Below are 22,401 nucleotides of genomic sequence, written 5' to 3' on the forward strand. Positions count from 1 at the left end.
GCGGGGGAGCCCACAAAAATCTTACTTGCGTTGAATCTTACTCGCGGGGGCGGATCGCACCGGTCAAACCGCTGTAATCGACGCGGTCGGTGGTGTGCCAAAGGGGTTGACCTAGCTCGACGCGTTTTCGCAGCACTTCGATTTTTTCTTGGCTGCCAGCAGGAGCGTCGGTCGGTTCAAAATTGTCGTCCTTGTTCGGGACGAAGTCTTCGTCGTGCCCATAACGCAAGATGGCTTCAAATACGTTCTTGCAATGACTCATTGTTCGTTTTCTACTCCATGAGCAGAACATCTATTCCTACAAATGTTCCGCTATCTAATTCGTTGTCTGATTCGGCCGTGAATCCAAATGGCTACAGCTGTTGCACGAGGAGATTATTGACGCGATTACCTCAGTGTCAAGAAAATTGTGTTAACTATGAAAGCAGCCTGCATGAACTCGCCCAGTGAAGCGACTGCGACGGTGCCCATCCCTTTCGTTATTACCGCAAAACTCACCTCAGCCCAATGGACCAAGCAACACCCCCCATGCAACGACGCTGTTTTGTCAAGGGGGCATACTCTCACTTTGCCCCGGCACGAAGGCGACTTCATCCTTGACTGGCGTTTTCTCATCCCTCAATGGCATGCAGGACGTTCATTTGGGGCCATGTAGTCCCCCAAGCTGCTTTCGCTTGTTTTTTTCAAGCAAAAAAAATCAGAAAATATATTTTCAGTTCTCGACATTTCTCGTTGCCCTTTGCACTCGCTAAGAGATCACCATGTGGATTCAAAAAAAACTGCGGCTTCCCGCCATGAGCCGAGGCTTTCACTTAATCACCGACAGAGTCACCCAGGCGGTACCCGAGCTAAGCTCCATGCACATCGGGTGGATGCAAGTGTTCATCCAACACACGAGCGCGTCGCTGACGATCAACGAGAACGCCGACCCAGATGTCCGCGTCGATTTTGAAACGGCGATGAACCACGCCGTGCCTGAATCGCTGCCGTACATCCATACGATCGAAGGGCCGGATGACATGCCGGCTCACGTGAAAGCTTCGATGATGGGGGCAAGTGTGATGATCCCGATTGCCGATGGACGGCTGCAACTTGGCACTTGGCAGGGCATCTATTTGTGCGAGCACCGTGACCACGCCGGTGGTCGCAACGTGGTGATTACCGCAATGGGCGAAACCGGGTAGCCGAAAGAGGGGCGGCATCGAATCATTTCGAGGCGGCAACCTACGACCATGGTGTTTTGTAGCCACGCTCGGCCAGCGTGTGGATGACTGCCGCCCAAATGCGAATCACCACCTTCTGGCGAAGGTAGCTACAAAAAATGCTTCACTGCGTTACGAAAGAAGCTCGCATCGCATCGGGCCCTCGAACCATGGGAATCGAACACGCGATTCAACGCAATGATCGCGGAGCGTCAGGGACATCAGTGCGCTGCGGCGCCGTGGCTTCGGAGGATCGTGGCGATCAGCGCGGTCCATCCGGTTTGGTGGCTGGCACCTAAACCTGTTCCTTCGTCGGCGTGAAAGTACTCGTAGAACAGCACAAGGTCTTTCCAGGCGGGATCGTCCGCGTATTGGTGAACCTTGCCATGCGATGGTCGCGCCCCGTTTTCGTCCACTTCGAAAATCGAGATCAGACGCCGTTCCAATTCACGAGCGACCTCCATCAACGTCATCATCACGCCGCTGCCGGTCGGGCATTCGACCTTAAAATCATCACCGTAGAAGACGTAGTAACGCTTGAGTGCTTGGATCAGCAAGAAGTTCGTAGGGAACCAGATCGGGCCTCGCCAATTGCTGTTCCCGCCAAACATGCCGCTGTCGCTTTCGCCAGGCAAATAACGGACTTCGTGATGCTGGCCACCGAAATCAAAGACAAACGGCTGATCGCGATGGGCGGCGGACAGACTGCGAATCCCAAACGGCGATAAAAATTCCTTTTCATCCAGCATCACCGAGATCAAATGGCGAAATCGATCGCTCGATGGAATCGCAAGCAGCCGATTGCAAGGGGTTCCCAGATTGGCATCCTCGCGTTCCATGTACGTCATGTGTTGGCTGAGGTCATTGCGATTACGCAGGAACCACAGCATACGGCGTTTGAATCCCGGCAGTTTCTCGATGATGGGTTCTTCGAGGATCACGCCGGTCATGAGCGGCAGCAATCCGACGAGCGAGCGAACGCGAATCGGAATCGATTTGCCATCGACGTACAGATGGTCGTAGTAGAAACCATCGTCGTCATCCCAAAGTCCGCTGCCGTCCATCGAGTTCATCGCTTCGGCGATCGCGACATAGTGTTCAAAGAACTTGCTAGCCATGTCGCCGTATGCGATTTCATCCTCGGCCAATTCGATGGCCATCCGCAGCATCGTGCCGCAATAAAATGCCATCCACGCGGTACCATCGGCTTGTTCGAGATGTCCTTGTGGCAGCGGTTTGCTGCGGTCAAAGACTCCGATGTTATCGAGTCCTAAAAATCCACCGGCAAAGATATTTTTGCCTCGCGGGTCTTTGCGATTCACCCACCACGTGAAGTTGATCAACAATTTCTGAAACGCCCGCGCCAAGAATTCCTTGTCCCGTTTTCGGGGCGGGCCGGATGCCTTGTAGACCTGCCAAACGCCCCAGGCGTGTACGGGCGGATTGACGTCGCCGAGCTGCCATTCGTAAGCCGGAATTTGGCCACTCGGATGCATGTACCACTCACGCAAAAACAGAATCATCTGTTCTTTGGCAAAGTGGTTATCCAAGTGTGCCATCGGCACCATATGAAAGGCCAAGTCCCACGCGGCATACCACGGGTATTCCCATTTGTCGGGCATCGAGATCACGTCGCGATTGAACAGATGACGCCAATCGCTGTTGCGTCCCAGCTTTCGCACCTCGGTCGCTTTCACTCCGTTCGGATCGCCGTCCAACCAAGTGTTGACGACGTAGTGATAGAACTGCTTTGTCCATAGCAATCCGGCGTACGATTGCCGCATGATCAATTTACGGTCGCTGCTCAAGGCCGCAGGGATACGCGAGGCGTAAAACTCATCCGCTTCGTCAATGCGATCTTGGAAACACGCGTCAAACGAATCATCAAACGCCACTTGGGAAAACACCTTGGCGTCGCCCCCAGCGGTGACTTTGATGATCGGCGAATCCACATGAGCCAACCGCAATCGGATCTCTCGCGATCCTCCGGCCGGCAACATCAACAACCCGTACGCGCCGACCTTGGTGCCGCGTTGGTCTGGATTCACCGCCGAGGTATCGCCGAGAATGACAAAGTCATTGAACGCGTCTTTGTAGAACTCACTTTCGCTGGGCAGATGAGGATGGCGAACTTTGTTGGTTTCATTGTCGGTGAATAACCACCCCCAATCGCCCGAGTCATCCATCGCATCACACGCGAACCAAAATTGATCGAGCGATTCGTGATGGGTTTGCACCACGTTGCCGGACAACCGCATCGACGGACGTGTCGTACAGCCTTCGTCGGTACACTGCCACGTCCATGTATTGCGAAAAAAGAGTTGCGGCAGCGCGTGCAGCACGGCGGCTTGCGGTCCCCGATTGGTAATCGTCAAACGAATCAACAGATCGTTGGGATCGTTCTTGGCGTATTCGGCCACCACGTCAAAGTAACGCGAATCGGCAAAGGCAGCGGTATCGGTCAGCTCGTATTCATCCTCCATACGACTGCGTGCCCGCGAAACGTCCACCAATTCCTCGTATGGAAACCGACTTTGCGGGTACTTGTACAGCGCCTTCATGTAGCTGTGTGTCGGCGTGCTATCGAGATAGTAATAGCACTCTTTGACGTCTTCGCCATGATTGCCCTCGGGGCCGGTCACGCCGAACAAGCGTTCTTTGAGAATCGGATCGCGTCCGTTCCACAAGCCGACGGAGAAGCACAATCGGCATTGCCGATCGCAGACTCCCAGCAGCCCGTCTTCGCCCCAACGATAGGCGCGACTGCGAGCATGATCGTGAGGAAAGTAGCTCCACGTCGCGTCGCCACCTTCGCTGTAATCCTCGCGAACCGTTCCCCATTGCCGCTCGGATAGATACGGCCCCCAACGATGCCAGTTCTGCTCGCGACGTCGGGACTGGGTCAAGCGTTCGTCTTCGGCAGTCATGGCAAGTCCCAGGAGTGAGGAGGGAGGAGTGAGTTGGAAGTTGGAAGACAAGGAGGGTGGGAGTGGGGAGAGATTGTTCTGTCGACTCCTTCTCCTCTTCTGCCCCCTCTCCGTGTCTCCCCCTCTTTTTCTCTTGCTTACGCTTCGTCGAGCAGATCGACGGCGGCAAAGCGTTCGCCTTCGAGCATCGCTAGACTCGCTCCGCCACCGGTGCTGACGTGGCTGACTTGGTCGGCGAACCCAAGTTGATCGACCGCAGCGGCGCTATCCCCGCCTCCGATGATGCTGGTCGAATCGCTGTCAGCGACCGCTTGTGCAACCGCTTTGGTGCCGGCGTCCATCGGTGGTTTCTCGAACACGCCCATCGGGCCGTTCCAAACCACGGTTTTGGCCTTCTTGATGATGTCAGCATAGATCTTCGCGGTTTCCGGACCGATATCGAGTCCTTCCATGCCGTCCGGAATTTCGCCCGCAGCAACGACCTTTTTGTTGCATCCGGCGATGTTGCCAAAATCGTCGCCACAATGGGTATCGACGGGCAGTTGCAACTTGTCGCCTCCCTTGGCCAACAACTCTTTGGCCAAGTCGACTTTGTCTTTCTCGACCAAGCTGTTGCCGACCTTGCCGCCTTGTGCCAACGAGAAGGTGTAAGCCATTGCACCACCGATCAACACGGTGTCACAGATACCGAGCAGATTGTTGATCACGTTGATCTTGTCGCTAACCTTAGCACCGCCCAGGATTGCCACGAACGGACGCTCGGGGTTACTGATCGCATCAGTCAGGTAGGCAATTTCTTTGGCGACCAAGTGGCCGACCACGCGAGGTTTGCCAGCCATCGCTTCCGGCACGGCAACCATCGACGCATCTTTGCGGTGGCACGTTCCGAACGCGTCGTTGCAGTAGATGTCGGCCATCGCGGCCAATTTGCCTGCGAACTCGCTGTCGCCTTTCTTTTCGCCAGGATTAAACCGCAGGTTTTCCAAAACCAGCACGTCGCCGTCGGCCAATTTGCCCGCTTTGCTGGTTGCATCGTCGCCAACGGTGTCAGTGGCAAAGGCAACAGGTTTGTCGAGCAGCACGCCTAACTGTTTGGCGGCGGGCTGCAAGCTGTATTTGGCGTCGTCGCCCTTGCCTTCGGGGCGTCCCAAGTGGCTCATCAAAATCACTCGGCCGCCGCGATCGATCACACTCTTGATGCTTGGCAGCGCCATGCGAATGCGGCGGTCATCGGTGATTTGTTGGTTCTCGTCGAGCGGGACATTGAAGTCGACTCGCATCAATACGTTCTTACCCGCTACGTCGACTTGATCGATTGTCTTTTTCGCCATGGCCTATTCTCAGTTCCCGAAAAAAATGAATTGGTGATTCTACGAGCTAATTAGCCCGCGATTATCAACAAACCATCGGGGGTGTCGAGTAGACGACGATTTTGGCAATCCGCGGCACCGCCACCATCGATCACCGCGGCGACGAGGCTTATGGCAGACAGCCCGCCATCGCAGCGACGCGATGGCGGCTCAAGAAGACATCCGTTGCCAGAGAAACCCTTTGCCAGAGACTTCAGAGAAGCAACGAATCAAACCGACCCCGCTTCACAGGAGCCCGCTTTATTCGCGGCAATAAGACAGTGCCAACAACGCATAAGCGGTGACGAGTTGACGATCCCCTTCCATCCAACGCTCGCTCTGCTTGTTGACCCACGATCCATCGGGTTGCTGTTCGGAAATCAAATGATTGGCCAACTCTTCTCGCCATGGGTGCGGCGTTCCCGATGCGTCATCCAATACGTCGACATTGGCCGCGTCGAGTGCTTTGGCGAACGTGTGATAGTAGTAGTACAACCCGGCTTGCCCCATGCCTGGGTTCGAATCGAGCGAATAGTGTTTGCGGATAAAGTCCATCGCGGCCAACACGCGAGGGTCATCGGCGGATAGGCCTGCGTAGATCATGCTTTTCAGCCCCGCATAGGTCATCGAGCCATAGCTTCGCAATCCGCCTCCTTCGGCTTGGCCGGCTTGGCTTTCACCGCCGGCAGCAGGCGTGTAATAGAAACCGCCATCGTTGACTTCGTCTGCATGAGGCGTGTCGTTCCCCTCATCGGCCAAATTCTGCGAGCGGACAACGAACTTCAACGCTTTCTGCAACGATTCATCGTCGGCTTCGTTACCGAGATCGCGAAGCGCATCGATGAAAAACGACGTGTTGGAAAGGTCCGGCCGTTTGTGCTTTCCGTAGCCCGCACCGCCATAGCTGGGGTCGGACGACTCGATGCCTTCGCCCTCGTCCCACTGCAATCCCTTCAAGAAGGTTTCGGCGCGTTTGAGCGTACTGTCATATCGCCCATCCTTGTTGGCCCGCACCAGAGCCCCAATGGCGACCGACGTTTCGTAGTTTTGGTGTGACGAACCGGTGGCGTAAATTCCACCGTCGGGTTGAAATTTCGATGAAATATACGCCAGCGCTTTTTCGATCATCGGATCGTTGATCGCTTGCGGGCGGTGCTGCAGAATCGCGTTGACGCAGAGGGCGGTAACGGCCGCACCGGTCTCCCCGCTAAAGGATCCGTCGTCGGCCTGGCCTCGATTTTTCAGAAATTCAATTCCTTTGGCCGCCGAACGCTGAATTTTGGCATCCAGCCGTGAATCGGCCAAAACCGGGGAAATCACGGTGGAAATCGTCGCGATGAAACAAAACAGACCTGCAAACAATCGCATCATGGGTGGGGACTCGTCCTAGGGAAGTGGGCAGCGAAAGGGTGGTAGGCGGTTCCACCGGAATAACCGGTATCGACCACACTACTGACTCGTTCATTTTATCTGGTGGGTTCAGATCAATGCAGCGGACCGGCCGCGATTTCCGAACCCAAGGATAACGGTTTGCAATTCTTGGGCCACCGCAGCCGAATTGCTGCCATTACTGACGCCGTAACCACGACGAAACCGTGACAATCCCATGCCCTCGTACCGCTGGAAACGAATCGAGAAGCTGAATCAAGTCGATCGCGTTCGACTCGGTCGCAGCGTGTCGGCCAGCAGCGGGCCAGTCGGCAGCGGGCCAGTCGGCAGCGGGCATGTTGGCGATCCCCGCTTGGCACCACGGCGTGCGGGGCATTCGCGAGGTGAATTTTTCGCCAACTATCGTGTCGACTCGGCTCACGACGCCGCTGCTGACGCTAACCTCGCCGCCACGTCGTCGGCAGGGTCGCCGCAGCCCAAAACGCCCACGCATTTCGACATCGCAGCTCCGCTTTCCGAGTCGTGGCTGGGGCTGCAGGCCGCCGATCTGATCGAACGGCTGCAGCGTTGGGAATCGGAACTCGATGCTCGCGAAGCCCAACTGAACGCCCGCGCGGCAATTCAAGAGCACCGTGAACGACAATTTCGGCTCGAGCAACAGGCGGCGAGCACCGATTTGGCGGAACAAACACGAGCCGCCCAGCGACTGCAAGCCGAGCTGAAAGCCCAAGCCCGCCGGCTGGCCTTTGAAGGTTAGGTCCAAGCTCACCGCAGAAAAATCAGCCATCGGCGGCGATTGCGGTGCAGCAGTTCTCTGACAAGTTGCCTTCGCAATGCACGTGGTCTATGGCATTTTCGTTGCCGCGATCGATGCCTGCCCACGCTTTAGCGAGCGAAGCGACAGAACGCTCTTGGGATGGTTGCGGTCATCCGCCCCGCAAGCGCACAATGGGGGGCGACAGATTTCAGCATGATCCGCCGCCGTGGATCAAAACGAACTCAATACCGAACTCCCCATTCTTAATCACGGAGATTATTCGCGATGGCTCGACCCGTTACGCTTTTTACCGGCCAATGGGCCGACCTGCCGATTGCAGAAATGGCCCGCATGACCGCCGAATTCGGCTATGACGGGATCGAACTGGCGTGCTGGGGAGATCACTTCGAAGTGGATCGCGCGATCGCCGAAGACGATTATTGCGACAAACAACGAAAACTGCTCGACGATGCCGGGCTGCAATGCCACGCCATCAGCGCCCACTTGGCTGGCCAAGCGGTGCTGGACAACATCGATGCGCGTCACAAATCGATTCTGCCTGAATACGTATGGGGCGACGGCGATCCGGCAGGCGTGAACGAGCGTGCCGCCGAGGAATTGAAGAACACCGCACGCGCGGCCCAGAAGTTCGGTGTCGATGTAGTCAACGGTTTTACCGGCAGCAGCATTTGGCACTTGCTGTATTCGTTCCCACCAGTGCCACCGAGCATGATCGATGACGGGTTTGCCTTGCTAGCCGAACGTTTCAATCCGATCTTGGACGTGTTTGGCGAATGTGGCGTTAACTTTGCTTTGGAAGTGCATCCCACCGAGATCGCGTTTGATATCCACACCGCAGCCCGCGCTCTCGAAGCACTCGATCATCGCAAAGAGTTCGGATTCAATTTCGACCCCAGCCACCTGATTTGGCAAGGGATTGATCCGGTGCAATTCATTCGCACGTTCCCCGACCGCATCTACCACGTTCACATCAAAGATGCGATTGTCACCCTCGATGGCCGCAGCGGTATCAATTGCAGTCACCTGAACTTTGGGGATTCGCGACGCGGTTGGGATTTCCGCAGCCCCGGACGCGGCGGAGTGAACTTTGAAGAGATCATTCGCGCCCTGAACGAAATCAATTACGAAGGCCCGCTTTCGATTGAATGGGAAGATTCGGGAATGGAGCGAACCTTCGGTGCCAAGGAAGCATGTGCCTTCACCAAGAAGCTTGACTTCAGCCCCAGCAATGTCGCCTTTGACGCCGCTTTTGACGGTTGAGATGATTCAAATCAAAGTCAACGGCGAAAACGTCGAAATCGAATCGTCGATGAGTGTCCAGCAATTGCTTGAGACCGTCGATGTGCCGCCGAACTATTTGGCGGTCGAAGTCAACGCGGATGTCGTGCCTCGCGAAGACTATGCTTCCACGATGGTAAACGACGGCGATGATGTCGAAGTCGTCACCCTTGTCGGTGGCGGCTAGAGCAGGTTGAAAGATGACGTGGGATTCAAGCCGTAGCAGCGTTTGCCAGAACGTGGTCCAGCGTCTGGCGACGGCCGCTACATCAAATGTGTAAATGCTCTAAAGAGCGATTTCACTCAACAAACATGAAACCGCGGTGCTCGCTGAAACTACAGCGACATCGCGGTTCTTTTTTGAGTGACTGAATCTTGCAATGCCCGCATGTTCGAAGCCCGAAGCGGTTTGACCAAGTAGTCTTTGACCACGGGGAACTTTGCCATTTGTTCCTTATCAAATTCATGATCCGAAGTGGTCAGCACTGCGATCACCGGAGTCGTATGGTCACTGCGTTTTGAATAGAGTTCCAAGAACTCGTATCCATTCATCACCGGCATGTTGATGTCCAACAAAATCAGCTGCGGCATCGGGTCGAGATGGGCCAACATGTCGAGCGCCTCGCGACCATCGAACGCTTTTAGAATCTTGATGTCAGGTCGCGTTCGTTTGATCACGACTTCATGAAGCAGTTGATCGGCTTCGTCGTCCTCGATCACTAAGATGGTTTTCACGCTGGTGTTTGCCCTTGCTTCTGACGTAAATGCGGCTCACGTCGCTGAGGCATCACCGCAGCGACCTAGTAGTCTTTAGCTTACGATTCGCGGCGGTTGTCCGATTGCTTTATCGGTTTCGCGAATAAAGGTTCGCAACCACCGCGTTTCAGCGGGCATTACAACGATTTGGCGATTGCATGACACGTCATCCGGCCGACGCCCATTGCCCTCTCCTTTGGGTAGCGTTTGCGGCGCGAGGCCCGCCCGGTTGCAGCGAGTGATACGTTCGATTTTGACCGGGCGGGCCCCGCGCCGCACCGCTATAAACGCCACTCGTTCGGTGTAAAAGTAGATGGCATCGGGGCGAATCCGCCGGAAGGGCACACCCTGCATTTGATCACTGTCCCTTTATTCCGTCCCTTTATTCCGCAGCGTATTGCAAAAAGCTCGCCCCCCGGAGCAACCCTTATCACCCGCTCATTTCCCCAACGGCCAAGCCTGGCCTTCATTGACGCAACCTCTTTCGGACTCACCTCTTGCGAACATTTTTTCGGGTAACCGAAGCCCAGGTTTCTCGCGTTTTTTCGCCGGAAAACCCTAATGACGTTATAGGGTTCATCATCAACGGCGTCGGGCGGATCAGGGGCAAATCCGTCGGCCGTTGATGAAATTTGAAAAAGCGACAGGGCGAATGATGACCGACAGTACAGCGATTCGGATCTTGATGATCGAAGATGATGATGGGGACGCAACTCATTTGCAAATCACCCTTCGCAAATCGCAAGGCGAGTACGAACTGCATCGCGCCGAATCGCTAGCCGAGGGCATTCAACTCGCTCAGGAGATCGATTTTCGCGTGATCCTGACCGATCTGAATCTGCCCGATGCGTTTGGTTTGGCATCCGTACAACAGCTGAGCGAATGTTTCGACAACACGGCGATCATCGTGCTTTCGGGGCAAGACCAAGAACAACTCTACATTGACGCGGTTTCCAAGGGCGCCGAGAGTTTTCTGTGCAAAGGCGAGATCACGCCTACGACGGTCCACCGCTGTATTCGGCAAAGCATTGAGCGAATCAAACAGCGAGAAGAGATCAAGCGATTGGTGGATGCGATCCAAAAACAAACGGTCGTGCTGGAGACTCAATCCGCTCAACTGAAGACCAAAAACGAGCGTCTCGAACGACTGCACGATTCCTCACAAAAATTTGTCAACAATGTTTCGCACGAGTTTCGAACCCCACTGTGTGTAGTCAAGCAATACGCCAGTTTGATTGCCGACGGTGCCGTGGGCGACGTTAGCGACGAACAGCGACGAATGTTGCGAGTGATCGAAGATCGCGTCGATGATTTGAATAATATCGTCGACGACATGTTGGACATCAGCCGCCACGAATCGGGTCTGCTGGCAGCGAACCGCGAGACATGTGATTCGACTCAGATTGTCACGCGGATTCTTTCTGGATTGCAACAACGTGCATCGCTACGTGGAATCACGATCCAATTCGAAGCCGATGAAACTCAAACGCCGATTTTCTGTGACGCAGAAAAGGTGTCACGAACGCTAATCAATTTGATTGTCAACGCAATCAAATTTTCCAGCTCAGGCGACTCGATCGTTGTCAGAGTCACCAGTTCGCCAGCGGATCGCGAGGTCACGTTTGCCGTCCAAGATTCTGGTCCTGGGATCGCCACGGAGCAGCGTGAACAAATCTTTTCGCGGTTTCGCCAAGCGAATACTCAACTACTAAGCTCCACCAAGGGCTTCGGTTTGGGGCTCAACATTGCCAAAGAACTGGTGGATTTAAATCTCGGTCAAATGTCGTTGGTCAGCACGGTGGGCGAGGGAAGCACGTTTTCGTTCACGGTCCCGTTTGATGAACCTGAAACCGTCGCACAGCGTTATTTTGCAAGGCTGAAGCAGATCGACGAGAACGCTTCGGTTTGCTTTATACGGATCAACGCTGATATCGAACCCGATGCTTCGCACCGCGGCGACGAAATTCACCAGCTGCTGAATTACTTACTGCATTCACATGATCTGTTAATCAAGACGAGCCTCTCGACGTGGTTAGTGGTCCAGCATGCGAATCCCGAAAGTGCCAAATCCTTTCTTTCGCGAGTGACCAAGGAAACGACATCACTGAATCGCAATCGTCCGCAAGGTCCCTTGCCCACGCTTGATGTGCAGCAGCAGGGAACACTATCCATCCATGCAAGCAGCAACGCATTGATGCATCCGATCCGATGTATCGCCGATGCTGCCCTTCCTTTGCTCACGTTACCCCCGGACCACTACGAGGTGAATCATGTCTAAAAAAACACGCGTCTTGATCGTCGAAGACGACGAAGCGATCCGATTTGGAACTCAACTTCGTCTCGAAACCCGCGAATACACCGTCAGCACCGCAATCGACGGGTGCGACGGGCTGCAGCAAATCCGTGCGGACCAGCCGGATGTGGTTTTGATGGACATTCGCATGCCCAACATGGACGGGTTGACCGCGTTGGCGGAATTGAAAGCCGATCCTACGACGAGCGAGATCCCTGTGATCATCGCCTCCGCAAGCCTGGGTGACAAAACTACGGCGCTGGATATCGGAGCCAAATATTTCCTATGCAAACCGTATTCGAATGACGCATTGTTCGCAGTGGTTGATTCCTCGCTGTAGTTCTTTTTTCCATTCCACCCTTTCCAGGTCCACTGCTCATGCAATCGCTACATGTATTGGTGATCGAAGATGACATCGATTTCGCGCAAACGCTAGAAATAACACTTCGTGCGTCAAATCATGATGTCACGGTGACGCACAACTGGTTGTCGGTGATGGCGAAATTGCGAACCGAGCAATTCGATTTGATCATTGCTGATATTGAAACGCCGACCGGCAACGGATTGACCGCGATGGAATTCCTCAACCAAGACGACTCGGTTGCGAAGATTGAAAAGGTGTTTGTTACCGGCCGCGAAGATGCCGAAACGCTGCGTCGATGTCGCGAAATGAACGCAGGGTACTTGCACAAAACACCCCGCGTGTTCGCAGAGCTAGATCAATTCATTCGCACGCGATGTGATCACCGGTCACTGGCTCGCGTTTGATACGCCACGGTCGCGTCCCCCTTCTTCCCCCCGCCTGCATCTCTCGCCATGAACACCACTTCCGCTACACCATCCGATGGCGTCCGCAGCACGTTGGTGGCAGCCGGAACGATGCGTTGGTTCCACTGGGTGATCGTGGTCTTTTCACTCGGTTTGACACTGCTGGCGTGGAACTATTCACGCAAGCAACTCGATGCTCGGATTCAATTGCAATTTGATCGTGATGCCGATCAAACGGTCGAACTGGTTCGCGAACGGATGCGAAAGTACGAAGACGCTCTATGGTCAGGCGTGGCGTTTATTGGCACGCTCGATGGCGAAGTGGATCATCAACAATGGGAGCGTTACGCGGCCTCGATCCAAATCGAACACAAGTATCCTGGAATCAATGGGATCGGCGTGATTCAAGCACTCGACGATTCCGAATTTCCATCGTTCTTGCAGCGTCAGCGCGAGCAGCGTCCCCATTTCACCGTTCATCCGCCAGCCGAACGCGACGAATATTGGCCGATCACTTGCATTGTTCCGCTGCAGGGGAACGTGCAGGCACTGGGGCTAGATATGGCTCACGAAACGAATCGCATCACAGCGGCCAAAAAGGCGCGTGATACCGGGCAAGCCCAAGTCACCGGTCCCATCGTGTTGGTTCAAGACTCGATGAAGACTCCCGGGTTCCTCTTTTTCGCCCCGTTTTATCAAGGCCGTGTGCACCAGAACGACTCGGCCGACGTTGATCGTTTTGCCGGACTTGTTTATGCCCCGTTTGTGTTTCAAAAGTTAATGAAAGGGACTTTGGCAAAGCAAAAGCGTCACGTCCGAATCCGGATCGAAGATGCAGGCGAAGTGCTGTTCGATGAACACACCGCCAGCGACGCCGATTTTGACCCCGATCCATTATTCAAAAAAACAATCGATGTCGCTGCGTATGGCCGCACATGGACTTTCGATCTTTGGAGCACCAAGTCATTTCGAGCCAATGTCGACACCACTCAACCGTTGACTATCCTTGTCGCCGGTTTGATCATTGATGGTTTGTTGATCGGATTGTTTCTGTTGCTATCCAGCGCCTCTCGAAAGGCACTTCGTTTGGCCGATGCGATGACGCGGGACCTAGAAAATCTTCGATTGGCCGCAGATGTCAATCAAATCGGAGTGTGGGATTTTGATCCGATTAGCGGCGAGGTCACGTGTGACGACGCGATGTACCGATTGTACGGACGCGACCGCAACACGTTCTCGGCAACCTACGAAGCATGGCTAAACAGTCTTCATCCAGATGATCGTGATGCTTGCGAAACCGCCTTTCAAAACGCGTTGATTGGCGAGAGCACGTTTGATTGCGAGTTTCGCATCGTTCAACCCAGCGGAGCGGTTCGACATATCAGCGCCAAAGCGATGGTGTTTTTTGACGAAGCGGGCAAACCCGTTCGGATGCTGGGTGCCAATTCAGACATCACTGAGCGAAAGCACGCCGCATCTGAATTGGAATCCACTCGCCGATTGCAAGCCGCGATCCAAAACGCCGCCGGCGTCGCCATCATCGCCACCGACCCGCAAGGGACCATTGTGGTATTCAATGACGCCGCGCAGAAAATGCTGGGCTATAGCAAAGACGAAATGATCGATCGATCCAGCCCCGCGGTGTTCCATGACCGCGGCGAAGTGCTGCAGCGGGCCAGCGAACTGAGTGAAGAATTTGGCTACGAGGTCGAACCAGGATTCGAAGTCTTTGTTACCAAGGCACGTCAATCTGAATCCGAGCAACGCGAATGGACCTACATCCGTAAAGACGGCAGTCGGTTTCCCGTGCTATTGACCGTCACGGCACTACGTGATCAAGACGGAAACGTTACCGGGTATCTCGGGATCGCCGCCGACATCTCCGAACGCAAACTTGCTCAACAGAGAATCGAAAAGGCCAACGCCAGCTTAGCGCGCAGCAACGAAGAACTCGCGCAATTCGCCTACGTTGCCTCTCACGATCTGCAGGAACCGCTGCGAAAGGTCAACTCGTTCTGTGAGCTGCTCGAACAAGACTGCGGCAACGAACTCAGCGACGACGCCAAACTGTATATGTCTTACATCATGGACGGCGGTCGCCGCATGCGAACGTTGATCCAAGACCTGTTGGCCTATTCGCGAGTCGAATCCGAAGGTCGACGATTGTCGCGAGTCGACGCCAACGAAACGCTGCAATACGCCATCGACAATCTGTCTGAATCCATTCGCGAATCCAATGCACAAATTAGCTACGACCGCTTGCCGATGGTCCAAGCGGATCCAGGGCAACTCGCTCAGCTATTCCAAAACCTAATCGGCAACGCCATCAAATATCGTGGCGACCAAGATCCGTGTGTTCACATCAGCGGCGAGGTCCGCGGATCACGATGCATTTATTCGGTCCAAGACAATGGCATCGGGATTGAACCACGTTATCGCGATCAAGTCTTTGGTGTTTTCAAACGATTGCACAATCGCAGCAAGTACAAGGGCACCGGAATCGGCTTGGCAATATGCAAACGGATCATCGATCGTGTCGATGGCCGAATTTGGATCGAATCCTCGGAAAGCGGTGGATCGATCTTCCGTTTTGAACTTCCCCACGTTCGCGACGATGATTTGAGCGACGTTCGCGAGCCCCATTCAGACGCTTGCTGCGTCAGTTAACGACCACCGGCACCATTGCGGCCGTCGGGTCAATGCCATTCACTTTGAGTAGCACTCGCGGCGCGAGCCGTGCGGTTGCGGCGAGTAAAACGTTCGATTTTGCCCGGGCAGCTCGCGCCGCACCGCAATAAAAAACCACCCGTTTAGTGCGAAAGTAGATAGCACTGGCCGTTGGGGTGACAGCAGCTGTAACCGCATCAAGACTCGGCGGCATCCTTCTTTGCTCGACCTTCCTTCATCTGCTCGCGAAGCTCTTGGCAAGCATCTGAAGGATTGCTGCACAGCGAGCAACTGACGCTACCGTCGTCGTTCTTTTTGCCCGCCAAACCGCCACACGAACCGCTGATCGATTTGCGTCCGAAGATCACCCCGATCGCCATCGCGAACAAAATCACCCCGAATCCGATCACGGTAATGACCAATGTCGGCAGCATCCGAGTGTACAGCGAAGGTGGTTGGTCCGCGGCGACGTCGGTCGTTGGATCGACATCAGCGGTCGCGGGCCCCGCGGCCGCAAGTGCATAGCTCGACAGCGAACCGGTTCCGACACGCACAAATTCATCTCCGCGTCGCCGGATGACCAAGACGTCCAGACCTTGCTCGGATGCCACTTTGATCCCGGCATCGGCGCCGAGCACATTGATCGCGGTCGCCCAACCATCAGCCTTCATGCATGTGTCGGCGACCACCGACACGGAGGCCAAATCATGATCGATCGGTCGACCGGTGCGAGGATCAATCGTGTGGGAATAGCGTTTGCCATCGACTTCGAAATAGATCCGATAGTCTCCCGAGGTCGCCATCGCTTGATCCTGCATCGGATGGGCGGCCGCCAAGGACATCGCGTCCCCGTCGGCATTTGCTGCTTGCGGGTTTTGAATTCCAACCTTCCAGGGCTGTCCTCCCTTTGATCCCGCGACCCGAACCTCGCCGCCAATTTCGACAAACACGTTCTCGGCACCTAGATCGGCCAACCGGTCGACAACTCGGTCCACCCCGTGGCCTTTGGCGATCGACGACAGATCGACCTTCAACGTGGGAACCGACTTTTTCAGCGCCGGTGGGTCCATTCGAACCGCCAGTTTCTTGTAGCCGACCGATTCACGCAAAGTGTCGATCACTGAATCGCTTGGGACGACATTGGTCTTCGGATCGGGTCCAAAGCTCCATGCGTTGACCAGCGGTCCGACGGTGACATCGAAGGCTCCGCCCGTCGCTTCGGCAATTTCCAGTGCGGCGCTGACCACCTCGGCCGTCTCCACGCTGACGTCGAACCAATCGGTCGAGTCCGAGTCGTTGAAGCGGCTGATCTCGGACGACTTCAAGTACGTCGACATTTGGTCATTCACCGCGCGAAGCTCGGCATCCACCGCGATCGCAACGTCCGATTCAAACTCGGGCGGGTCATAGATTTTGACCATGTAGGTCGTGCCCATGGTCGCGCCGCGTAGCTCGCGGATCACCGCGTCGCCGGCGGTCGCGTCCGAGTTGTTGGCCGGATCCGATTGAGCGAGAAGATCACCGCCAAACGTGGAGCCAGCGGAACCGAGCATCGTCAGCACGGCAAAACAAAACGCAGCGAACGGAACCATTCGCTGCGTTGTCGATGTAAGTATCATTTTAACCATTTTAAGTTGTTGCGACGCGGCGGGGCAAAATCGCACCCGCGGGATGCGTCCACGGCTCACCCAAACGATTACCTCAATCGTCGATGACTAACCGCCAAAGTCATCGTAGGCGATGTTTTCAGGCTCGACTCCGAGATCATCCAACATCTTGAAGACCGCTTGGTTCATCATCGGCGGACCACAGATGTAGTACTCGATGTCTTCGGGAGCCGGGTGGTCTTTGAGGTAGTTCTCCAGCAACACTTGGTGGATGAAGCCCTTGTAACCGGTCCAATTGTCCGACGGCAGCGGCTCGGACAATGCAATATTGAATTTGAAGTTTGGAAACTCTTCTTCAATCTTACGGAAATGATCGACATAGAACAATTCGCGACTCGATCGACCACCGTACCAATACGATACTTTGCGGTTGGTCTTGCCTCGTTTGAACAGCTCGAAGATATGGCTTCGCAGCGGTGCCATCCCGGCCCCACCCCCGATGTAAACCATTTCCGCTTCGGTGTCTTTGATAAAGAACTCACCGTAGGGGCCGCTAATCGTCGCCTTGTCACCTGGTTTCAGGTTAAAGATGTAACTACTCATCTTGCCGGGCGGCGTGTTCTCAGGAGCACGTGGTGGCGGCGATGCGACACGCACGTTCAACATGATGATGCCTTTTTCGCCAGGGTAGTTGGCCATCGAATAGGCACGCACCACGGGCTCATCGACTTTCGAGACATAACGCCAAACGTTGAACTTGTCCCAATCCTCGTGGAACCGCTCGTCGATATCAAAATCTTTGTAGTTGACAACGTGAGGGGGACATTCGATTTGGATGTAGCCCCCGGCTTTGAAGTCAACCTCTTCACCGACAGGCAACTCGAGCACCAATTCTTTGATGAACGTTGCAACGTTGTTATTGCTGCGAACGGTGCATTCCCATTTCTTGGTTTCAAAGGCTTCCGCAGGAACCTCGACGACCATGTCCTGCTTGACCGCAACTTGGCAAGAGAGACGTTCGCCTTCGGCCGCTTCCTTTTTGTTGATGTGCCCTTTTTCGGTAGCCAAGATTTCTCCGCCACCCGATTCCACTTTGACTTTGCACTGGGCACAGGTTCCGCCGCCACCGCAGGCACTGGAAACGAACACCCCAGCGTCGGCGAGTGCTCCGAGCAGTTTTCCGCCCGCAGGAACCTCGATTTCTTTTTGGTGGTTGATGGTGATCTTGACCGGCCCCGAAGCGACCAAAACGCTCTTCGCGGCAAGAATGACCAAAACAAGTGCGATGACCACGACGGTAAACATCGCGACGCCAAGTAGGACGGTTTCCATAACTACAAAACTCGTCAGAAGTTCAATGATTTGATTTGAAAAACGCGAGTGACCCAACCGGGCCACCGCACCAAGCTCGCTACAGCTGAATACCGCTGAACGACATAAACGCAAGTGCCATCAATCCCACCGTAATGAACGTGATTCCCAAACCACGCAGCGGCGGAGGCACATCGCTGTACTTCATCTTTTCGCGGATCCCCGCTAGGGCTGCGATCGCAAGCGCCCAACCGACGCCGCAACCGACACCGAAGAAACACGATTCAACAAAATCGTACTTGCGTTGCTCCATGAACAACGAAGCACCGAGAATCGCACAGTTCACGGTGATCAGTGGCAAGAAGATCCCCAACGCGTTGTAAAGCGGTGGAAAGAACTTATCGAGCGTCATCTCGAGAATTTGCACCATTGCCGCGATCACACCGATGTAACTGATGAAACCGAGGAACGACAAATCCACCGTCGAGAAATCGACCGTCGATGTGCTGATGAAGTTGTTTGCCCACACCAGGGCACCTTTCTTCAGAAACCACGAGTAAATCAATTGGTTCGCAGGCACCGTGATCGCTTGGATCACGATTACTGCCACACCAAGCCCGAGCGCGGTTTTGACATTTTTGCTGATCGCCAAAAACGTACACATCCCCAAAAAGAAGGCGAGTGCAAGGTTCTCGACAAAGATCGATTTGATCAGAATGCTTAGGTAATGTTCCATTGAATTAAGCCTCTTCGATTTGTTCAGGCTTCCACGCACGAATGATCCAGATCAGGAAACCGATCAAGAAAAACGCACTGGGCGGTAAAAGCATCAAGTTGTTCGGGTTGTACCATCCGCCGTTGCGAGTCAATTGCATGATCTCGTAACCGAAAATGGAACCACTACCAAACAGCTCGCGGAAAAAGGCGACGAACAACAGGACCAAACCGTAACCGAGTCCATTGCCGAAGCCGTCGAGGAAACTGATGCCAGGACTGTTTTTCATCGCAAAACCTTCGGCACGTCCCATCACGATACAGTTGGTGATGATCAAACCGACGAAGACCGACAATTGTTTGCTGATGTCGAACAAGTATGCCTTCAGCACTTGGTCGACCACGATCACCAGCGACGCGATCACGGTCATCTGAACGATGATCCGGATGCTGCCAGGGATGTAGTGACGAATCGCGCTGACGGCGGTGTTACTAAACGCGGTGACCGCGATCACGGCGATCGCCATAACGACCGACGTTTCCATCTTGGTCGTTACCGCCAAGGCGCTACAAATCCCGAGGATCTGCAGCGCGATCGGGTTGTTGTCGAGCACGGGTCCGAACAGGACCTTGTTTACTCTTCCAGCTGCCATTTTATTCGTCTCCCTGTTTGGGTTCGCCGTCGCTTGGTTCCGGGCTCGTTTCTTCGCTGACCTCAGGTTTCTCTTCGGCAGCCGGTTTGTCCTCCGCCTTAGGGGCGTCTTCGGCCTTCGCTTTTTCCTCTACCTCAGGCTTGTCCTCGGCCGCAGGTTTGTCTTCGGCTTCGGGCTTTGCTTCCGCATCAGGTTTGTCTTCGGCCTGGGGCTTTTCCTCCGCAGCGGGTTTCTCGTCCGCCTTTGGCTTGGCTTCTTCAGCCGCCGCCTCTTCCTGCTTCGGTTCGTCCTTCATCTCAGCCTCGTCGGCCTTAGGCTCTTCAGCCTTCGGTTCTTCGACTTCGACGACCTCCTTCTTCGGCTCAGGCTTCTTGGGCTCGGGCTTCTTGGGTTCCGACTTCTTCGGCTCGGGCTTTTTCGGTTCTGGTTTCGCCACGACAGGCTTTTTCGCTTCCGGCTGTTCGACGGCCGGAGTTACGGTTTCGCCCTCTTGTGCAGCGATTTCCTTTTCCAATTGCTCCAGGAACGGGCCGTAACCTTCGTCGCTGGCCCAGTAGCGGATCAAATTAGTGACGCCACGGCTGGTGATCGTTGCTCCGGAGAGTCCATCGACCGCGTAGGGATTCCCGTCGGGTGCAGGCCCTTTGTAGACCTCGGCCTTGGGTTCACCGTTTTCGTCAAACAACTTTTGGCCGGGCCACTGAGCTTTCCAGCTTGGGTTGTCAACTTCGCCACCAAGCCCGGGGGTTTCCCCGTGCTCGTAAAATGTCAAACCTTGGATCGTTTGCAGATCGCTCTTCAAAGCCAAGTAGCCATACAGCGTCGACCACAATCCTTTGCCGTAAACCGGCAACACGACTTGACGAATCTTTTCTTCACCCGGTTTACGAACGAAGTAAACGCGTGCGACTTTCTCGCGACGTTGTTCGCCGAGGTCATATTTTGGATTTTCGATGCGGACGCTTTCGTCGTCTTTATCGATCGCTTCGCGTGGGTCGTACTGTTCGATGTCCAGTTCGGTGTTGTATTGGCCGGTTTCCAAATCGACCAACTTTTCACTCACACGACTGTACAAATCGGCAACCTGTTTGCGACTTAGCTCGCTGGCAGGCTTACCGAACTCGCCCATCGACAACCCAGCCGCATCGAGAATGTTCCGCTGGCGGTCCAGCTTCTTGTTCTCTTCCTGCAGCGGTCGCAATTGAACCGCAGCAAAGCTGACGGCCAACGAACAGACGACGCATAATACCGCGGCAACGCCGACGGTGTAGAAAACTGAATCACGTTGTTGCATAGCGTGCGAGCCTCCGTCGGACGTTAGCTTGAACCACAAAGTAATCGATCAACGGTGCAAACACGTTGCCGAACAAAATCGCCAGCATGATCCCTTCCGGGAACGCGGGGTTAATCACGCGGATCAGGACGGTCATAAAACCAATCAATCCGCCATAAATCCATTTGCCTTTTTGCGTCATCGAAGCGCTGACCGGGTCGGTCGCCATAAAGACCAATCCAAAGGCCAAGCCGCCGACGACAAGGTGCCAATAAAACGGCACAGCCATCATTGCGTTGGTTTGCGTTGCGACGCCATTTAACAGCGACGATGTCGCGATCACGCCGAGCACGACCGACAACATGATTCGCCAAGATCCGATACCGGCTGCGATCAAGATCGCCGCACCAACGATGCACAACAGCGTGCTGGTTTCACCGATGCAACCTTGAATCGTGCCTAGGAACGCGTCCATCCAAGTGATCGCCCCTTCTTCGTTCCAGCCGTATTGAATATGGCTTAGCGAAGCGATCGCAGGATTCGAGATCGCGACCCCAGCTTCCGCAGCCGCTTCGGCGTTCGGCGCGGCATTGGCGTTGGCCATTTGCCCCAGTGCCGTTGCACCGCTGAATCCATCGACCGCAGTCCAAACCTTGTCGCCGCTGATTTCCCCCGCATACGCGAAGTACAAAAAGGCGCGACTGGTCAAAGCAATGTTCAAAAAGTTTCGTCCCGTTCCGCCGAACACTTCCTTGGCCACGATCACGCCAAAGGCAATGCCCAACGCAACTTGCCATAACGGAATGGTCGGAGGCAGCGTCAGCGGGAACAGCAATCCGGTGACCAGGAATCCTTCGTTGATCTCGTGACCACGAAGCACACTGAACACCATTTCGATGTGACCACCGACAAACATACAGACGATGTAAATCGGCAGAAAGAAAATCGCTCCCAGGACAAAATTGTCCGCATGGTTTGAGGAATCGTTTTCGAAACCGATTGCGTGATGAATCGTGTAATGCCAATCGCCCGAATGGTCGATCCCCGCGGCGGCCATCGCTTCGATGGCCGTGTTGGCTTGGTACCCGACGTTCCACATCCCAAACAAGGTCACCGGCACCAACGCCATCACAACCGTGATCATCATCCGTTTCAGGTCGATGGCATCACGGACATGGGTTTGGCCCTTGGCGACTTCACCGGGCGTGTACAGAAACGTGTCTAACGCTTCGTAGACTGGATACGCAATCTCCAATGCTCCACCCTTGGCAAACAAGGGGTGGACTTTGTCAAGCGCGTCTCGGAGTGCTTTCATAAGTGTGTTCCCACGGTTGGGATGAAATTTCAATGAACGGGGGTCAATAGGGTTGGCGGCACTGGGACGTTGTCATTGCCTTAACACTCGCGGATTCGCGAAGGGCAAAACGCCTCAGCAA

The 22,401-nt window shown here is 54.8% G+C and carries 21 protein-coding genes; 8 read left to right on the top strand and 13 right to left on the bottom strand.

Annotated features, from left to right (window positions below; translation table 11 throughout):
- Positions 1-37: 37 nt before the first annotated feature.
- Positions 38-262, bottom strand: coding sequence for a hypothetical protein (locus ABEA92_RS09850; RefSeq protein WP_008705212.1), 225 nt, complete (start codon positions 260-262; stop codon positions 38-40).
- Positions 263-755: 493 nt separating this feature from the next.
- Here ABEA92_RS09850 and ABEA92_RS09855 point away from each other — a divergent pair, with 493 nt between their 5' ends.
- A complete protein-coding gene (locus ABEA92_RS09855; RefSeq protein WP_425572424.1) occupies positions 756-1,184 on the top strand; it encodes a secondary thiamine-phosphate synthase enzyme YjbQ in 429 nt (142 codons plus the stop codon).
- A gap of 239 nt (positions 1,185-1,423) precedes the next feature.
- Here the strand turns inward: ABEA92_RS09855 and ABEA92_RS09860 are convergent, their stop codons facing one another.
- The 4 genes from ABEA92_RS09860 to ABEA92_RS09875 all read right to left on the bottom strand — a co-directional run bounded on the left by ABEA92_RS09860 (position 1,424) and on the right by ABEA92_RS09875 (position 7,080).
- The gene (locus tag ABEA92_RS09860) at positions 1,424-4,129 is read right to left on the bottom strand and encodes an MGH1-like glycoside hydrolase domain-containing protein (protein WP_345683663.1); all 2,706 of its coding nucleotides are present in this window, start codon (positions 4,127-4,129) and stop codon (positions 1,424-1,426) included.
- Positions 4,130-4,266: 137 nt separating this feature from the next.
- Complete coding sequence (locus ABEA92_RS09865; protein ID WP_345683664.1) at positions 4,267-5,460, bottom strand: phosphoglycerate kinase; 1,194 nt, start codon at positions 5,458-5,460, stop codon at positions 4,267-4,269.
- A 279-nt stretch (positions 5,461-5,739) separates the two neighbouring features.
- Entirely contained in the window at positions 5,740-6,849 is a 1,110-nt protein-coding gene (locus tag ABEA92_RS09870; RefSeq protein WP_345683665.1) for a prenyltransferase/squalene oxidase repeat-containing protein, read from the bottom strand.
- 108 nt (positions 6,850-6,957) lie between these two features.
- Complete coding sequence (locus tag ABEA92_RS09875) at positions 6,958-7,080, bottom strand: hypothetical protein (protein ID WP_345683666.1); 123 nt, start codon at positions 7,078-7,080, stop codon at positions 6,958-6,960.
- Between the two features lie 4 nt (positions 7,081-7,084).
- Between ABEA92_RS09875 and ABEA92_RS09880 the strand changes: the two genes are divergently transcribed.
- The 3 genes from ABEA92_RS09880 to thiS all read left to right on the top strand — a co-directional run bounded on the left by ABEA92_RS09880 (position 7,085) and on the right by thiS (position 9,110).
- On the top strand, positions 7,085-7,624 hold the full coding sequence (locus tag ABEA92_RS09880; protein ID WP_345683667.1) for a hypothetical protein: 540 nt from the start codon (positions 7,085-7,087) through the stop codon (positions 7,622-7,624).
- 285 nt (positions 7,625-7,909) lie between these two features.
- Entirely contained in the window at positions 7,910-8,905 is a 996-nt protein-coding gene (locus ABEA92_RS09885; protein WP_345683668.1) for a sugar phosphate isomerase/epimerase family protein, read from the top strand.
- A 1-nt stretch (position 8,906) separates the two neighbouring features.
- Entirely contained in the window at positions 8,907-9,110 is a 204-nt protein-coding gene (thiS, locus tag ABEA92_RS09890) for a sulfur carrier protein ThiS (protein WP_345683669.1), read from the top strand.
- A gap of 149 nt (positions 9,111-9,259) precedes the next feature.
- On the opposite strand, the gene ABEA92_RS09895 is transcribed toward thiS, so the two are convergent.
- Positions 9,260-9,658 (bottom strand): response regulator, encoded by a 399-nt coding sequence (locus ABEA92_RS09895; RefSeq protein WP_345683670.1) that lies wholly within the window; start codon positions 9,656-9,658, stop codon positions 9,260-9,262.
- Positions 9,659-9,733: 75 nt separating this feature from the next.
- Positions 9,734-10,033, bottom strand: a complete 300-nt coding sequence (locus tag ABEA92_RS09900) for a hypothetical protein (RefSeq protein ID WP_345683671.1) — start codon at positions 10,031-10,033, stop codon at positions 9,734-9,736.
- A 271-nt stretch (positions 10,034-10,304) separates the two neighbouring features.
- Here ABEA92_RS09900 and ABEA92_RS09905 point away from each other — a divergent pair, with 271 nt between their 5' ends.
- The 4 genes from ABEA92_RS09905 to ABEA92_RS09920 are packed head-to-tail and all read left to right on the top strand — an operon-like array spanning position 10,305 to position 15,407.
- On the top strand, positions 10,305-11,957 hold the full coding sequence (locus tag ABEA92_RS09905; protein WP_345683672.1) for a hybrid sensor histidine kinase/response regulator: 1,653 nt from the start codon (positions 10,305-10,307) through the stop codon (positions 11,955-11,957).
- Positions 11,950-12,312 carry a response regulator gene (locus ABEA92_RS09910; protein WP_345683673.1) on the top strand — a complete coding sequence of 121 codons (363 nt, stop codon included), beginning with the start codon at positions 11,950-11,952 and terminating at the stop codon, positions 12,310-12,312. Before ABEA92_RS09905 ends, ABEA92_RS09910 begins: the two co-directional genes overlap by 8 nt.
- A gap of 38 nt (positions 12,313-12,350) precedes the next feature.
- Positions 12,351-12,740 carry a response regulator gene (locus tag ABEA92_RS09915; RefSeq protein WP_345683674.1) on the top strand — a complete coding sequence of 130 codons (390 nt, stop codon included), beginning with the start codon at positions 12,351-12,353 and terminating at the stop codon, positions 12,738-12,740.
- A 48-nt stretch (positions 12,741-12,788) separates the two neighbouring features.
- Entirely contained in the window at positions 12,789-15,407 is a 2,619-nt protein-coding gene (locus tag ABEA92_RS09920; protein ID WP_345683675.1) for a CHASE domain-containing protein, read from the top strand.
- 197 nt (positions 15,408-15,604) lie between these two features.
- Here the strand turns inward: ABEA92_RS09920 and ABEA92_RS09925 are convergent, their stop codons facing one another.
- From ABEA92_RS09925 to ABEA92_RS09950, 6 genes are all read right to left on the bottom strand, one after another.
- Positions 15,605-17,026: an FAD:protein FMN transferase gene (locus tag ABEA92_RS09925; protein WP_345683676.1), complete on the bottom strand. Its 1,422-nt coding sequence runs from the start codon at positions 17,024-17,026 to the stop codon at positions 15,605-15,607.
- Between the two features lie 96 nt (positions 17,027-17,122).
- A complete protein-coding gene (gene nqrF, locus ABEA92_RS09930; RefSeq protein WP_345683677.1) occupies positions 17,123-18,346 on the bottom strand; it encodes an NADH:ubiquinone reductase (Na(+)-transporting) subunit F in 1,224 nt (407 codons plus the stop codon).
- A 79-nt stretch (positions 18,347-18,425) separates the two neighbouring features.
- On the bottom strand, positions 18,426-19,061 hold the full coding sequence (gene nqrE, locus ABEA92_RS09935; protein ID WP_345683678.1) for an NADH:ubiquinone reductase (Na(+)-transporting) subunit E: 636 nt from the start codon (positions 19,059-19,061) through the stop codon (positions 18,426-18,428).
- A 4-nt stretch (positions 19,062-19,065) separates the two neighbouring features.
- Entirely contained in the window at positions 19,066-19,692 is a 627-nt protein-coding gene (locus ABEA92_RS09940) for an NADH:ubiquinone reductase (Na(+)-transporting) subunit D (protein ID WP_040763677.1), read from the bottom strand.
- Between the two features lies 1 nt (position 19,693).
- A complete protein-coding gene (locus ABEA92_RS09945; protein ID WP_345683679.1) occupies positions 19,694-20,986 on the bottom strand; it encodes a Na(+)-translocating NADH-quinone reductase subunit C in 1,293 nt (430 codons plus the stop codon).
- Positions 20,973-22,280, bottom strand: a complete 1,308-nt coding sequence (locus ABEA92_RS09950) for an NADH:ubiquinone reductase (Na(+)-transporting) subunit B (protein ID WP_345683680.1) — start codon at positions 22,278-22,280, stop codon at positions 20,973-20,975. Before ABEA92_RS09950 ends, ABEA92_RS09945 begins: the two co-directional genes overlap by 14 nt.
- Between the last annotated feature and the right edge of the window lie 121 nt (positions 22,281-22,401).

The organism is Novipirellula caenicola (assembly GCF_039545035.1).
GTDB classification, from domain to species: Bacteria; Planctomycetota; Planctomycetia; order Pirellulales; family Pirellulaceae; genus Novipirellula; species Novipirellula caenicola.

Bases quoted from the DNA above. Each gene is read 5' to 3' on its own strand.
- ABEA92_RS09850 (WP_008705212.1), bottom strand. From the start codon at position 262: ATGAGTCATTGCAAGAACGTATTTGAAGCCATCTTGCGTTATGGGCAC.
- ABEA92_RS09860 (WP_345683663.1), bottom strand. From the start codon at position 4,129: ATGACTGCCGAAGACGAACGCTTGACCCAGTCCCGACGTCGCGAGCAG.
- ABEA92_RS09865 (WP_345683664.1), bottom strand. From the start codon at position 5,460: ATGGCGAAAAAGACAATCGATCAAGTCGACGTAGCGGGTAAGAACGTA.
- ABEA92_RS09870 (WP_345683665.1), bottom strand. From the start codon at position 6,849: ATGATGCGATTGTTTGCAGGTCTGTTTTGTTTCATCGCGACGATTTCC.
- ABEA92_RS09880 (WP_345683667.1), top strand. From the start codon at position 7,085: ATGCCCTCGTACCGCTGGAAACGAATCGAGAAGCTGAATCAAGTCGAT.
- ABEA92_RS09885 (WP_345683668.1), top strand. From the start codon at position 7,910: ATGGCTCGACCCGTTACGCTTTTTACCGGCCAATGGGCCGACCTGCCG.
- thiS (WP_345683669.1), top strand. From the start codon at position 8,907: ATGATTCAAATCAAAGTCAACGGCGAAAACGTCGAAATCGAATCGTCG.
- ABEA92_RS09900 (WP_345683671.1), bottom strand. From the start codon at position 10,033: ATGCAGGGTGTGCCCTTCCGGCGGATTCGCCCCGATGCCATCTACTTT.
- ABEA92_RS09905 (WP_345683672.1), top strand. From the start codon at position 10,305: ATGAAATTTGAAAAAGCGACAGGGCGAATGATGACCGACAGTACAGCG.
- ABEA92_RS09910 (WP_345683673.1), top strand. From the start codon at position 11,950: ATGTCTAAAAAAACACGCGTCTTGATCGTCGAAGACGACGAAGCGATC.
- ABEA92_RS09915 (WP_345683674.1), top strand. From the start codon at position 12,351: ATGCAATCGCTACATGTATTGGTGATCGAAGATGACATCGATTTCGCG.
- ABEA92_RS09920 (WP_345683675.1), top strand. From the start codon at position 12,789: ATGAACACCACTTCCGCTACACCATCCGATGGCGTCCGCAGCACGTTG.
- ABEA92_RS09925 (WP_345683676.1), bottom strand. From the start codon at position 17,026: ATGATACTTACATCGACAACGCAGCGAATGGTTCCGTTCGCTGCGTTT.
- nqrF (WP_345683677.1), bottom strand. From the start codon at position 18,346: ATGGAAACCGTCCTACTTGGCGTCGCGATGTTTACCGTCGTGGTCATC.
- nqrE (WP_345683678.1), bottom strand. From the start codon at position 19,061: ATGGAACATTACCTAAGCATTCTGATCAAATCGATCTTTGTCGAGAAC.
- ABEA92_RS09940 (WP_040763677.1), bottom strand. From the start codon at position 19,692: ATGGCAGCTGGAAGAGTAAACAAGGTCCTGTTCGGACCCGTGCTCGAC.
- ABEA92_RS09945 (WP_345683679.1), bottom strand. From the start codon at position 20,986: ATGCAACAACGTGATTCAGTTTTCTACACCGTCGGCGTTGCCGCGGTA.
- ABEA92_RS09950 (WP_345683680.1), bottom strand. From the start codon at position 22,280: ATGAAAGCACTCCGAGACGCGCTTGACAAAGTCCACCCCTTGTTTGCC.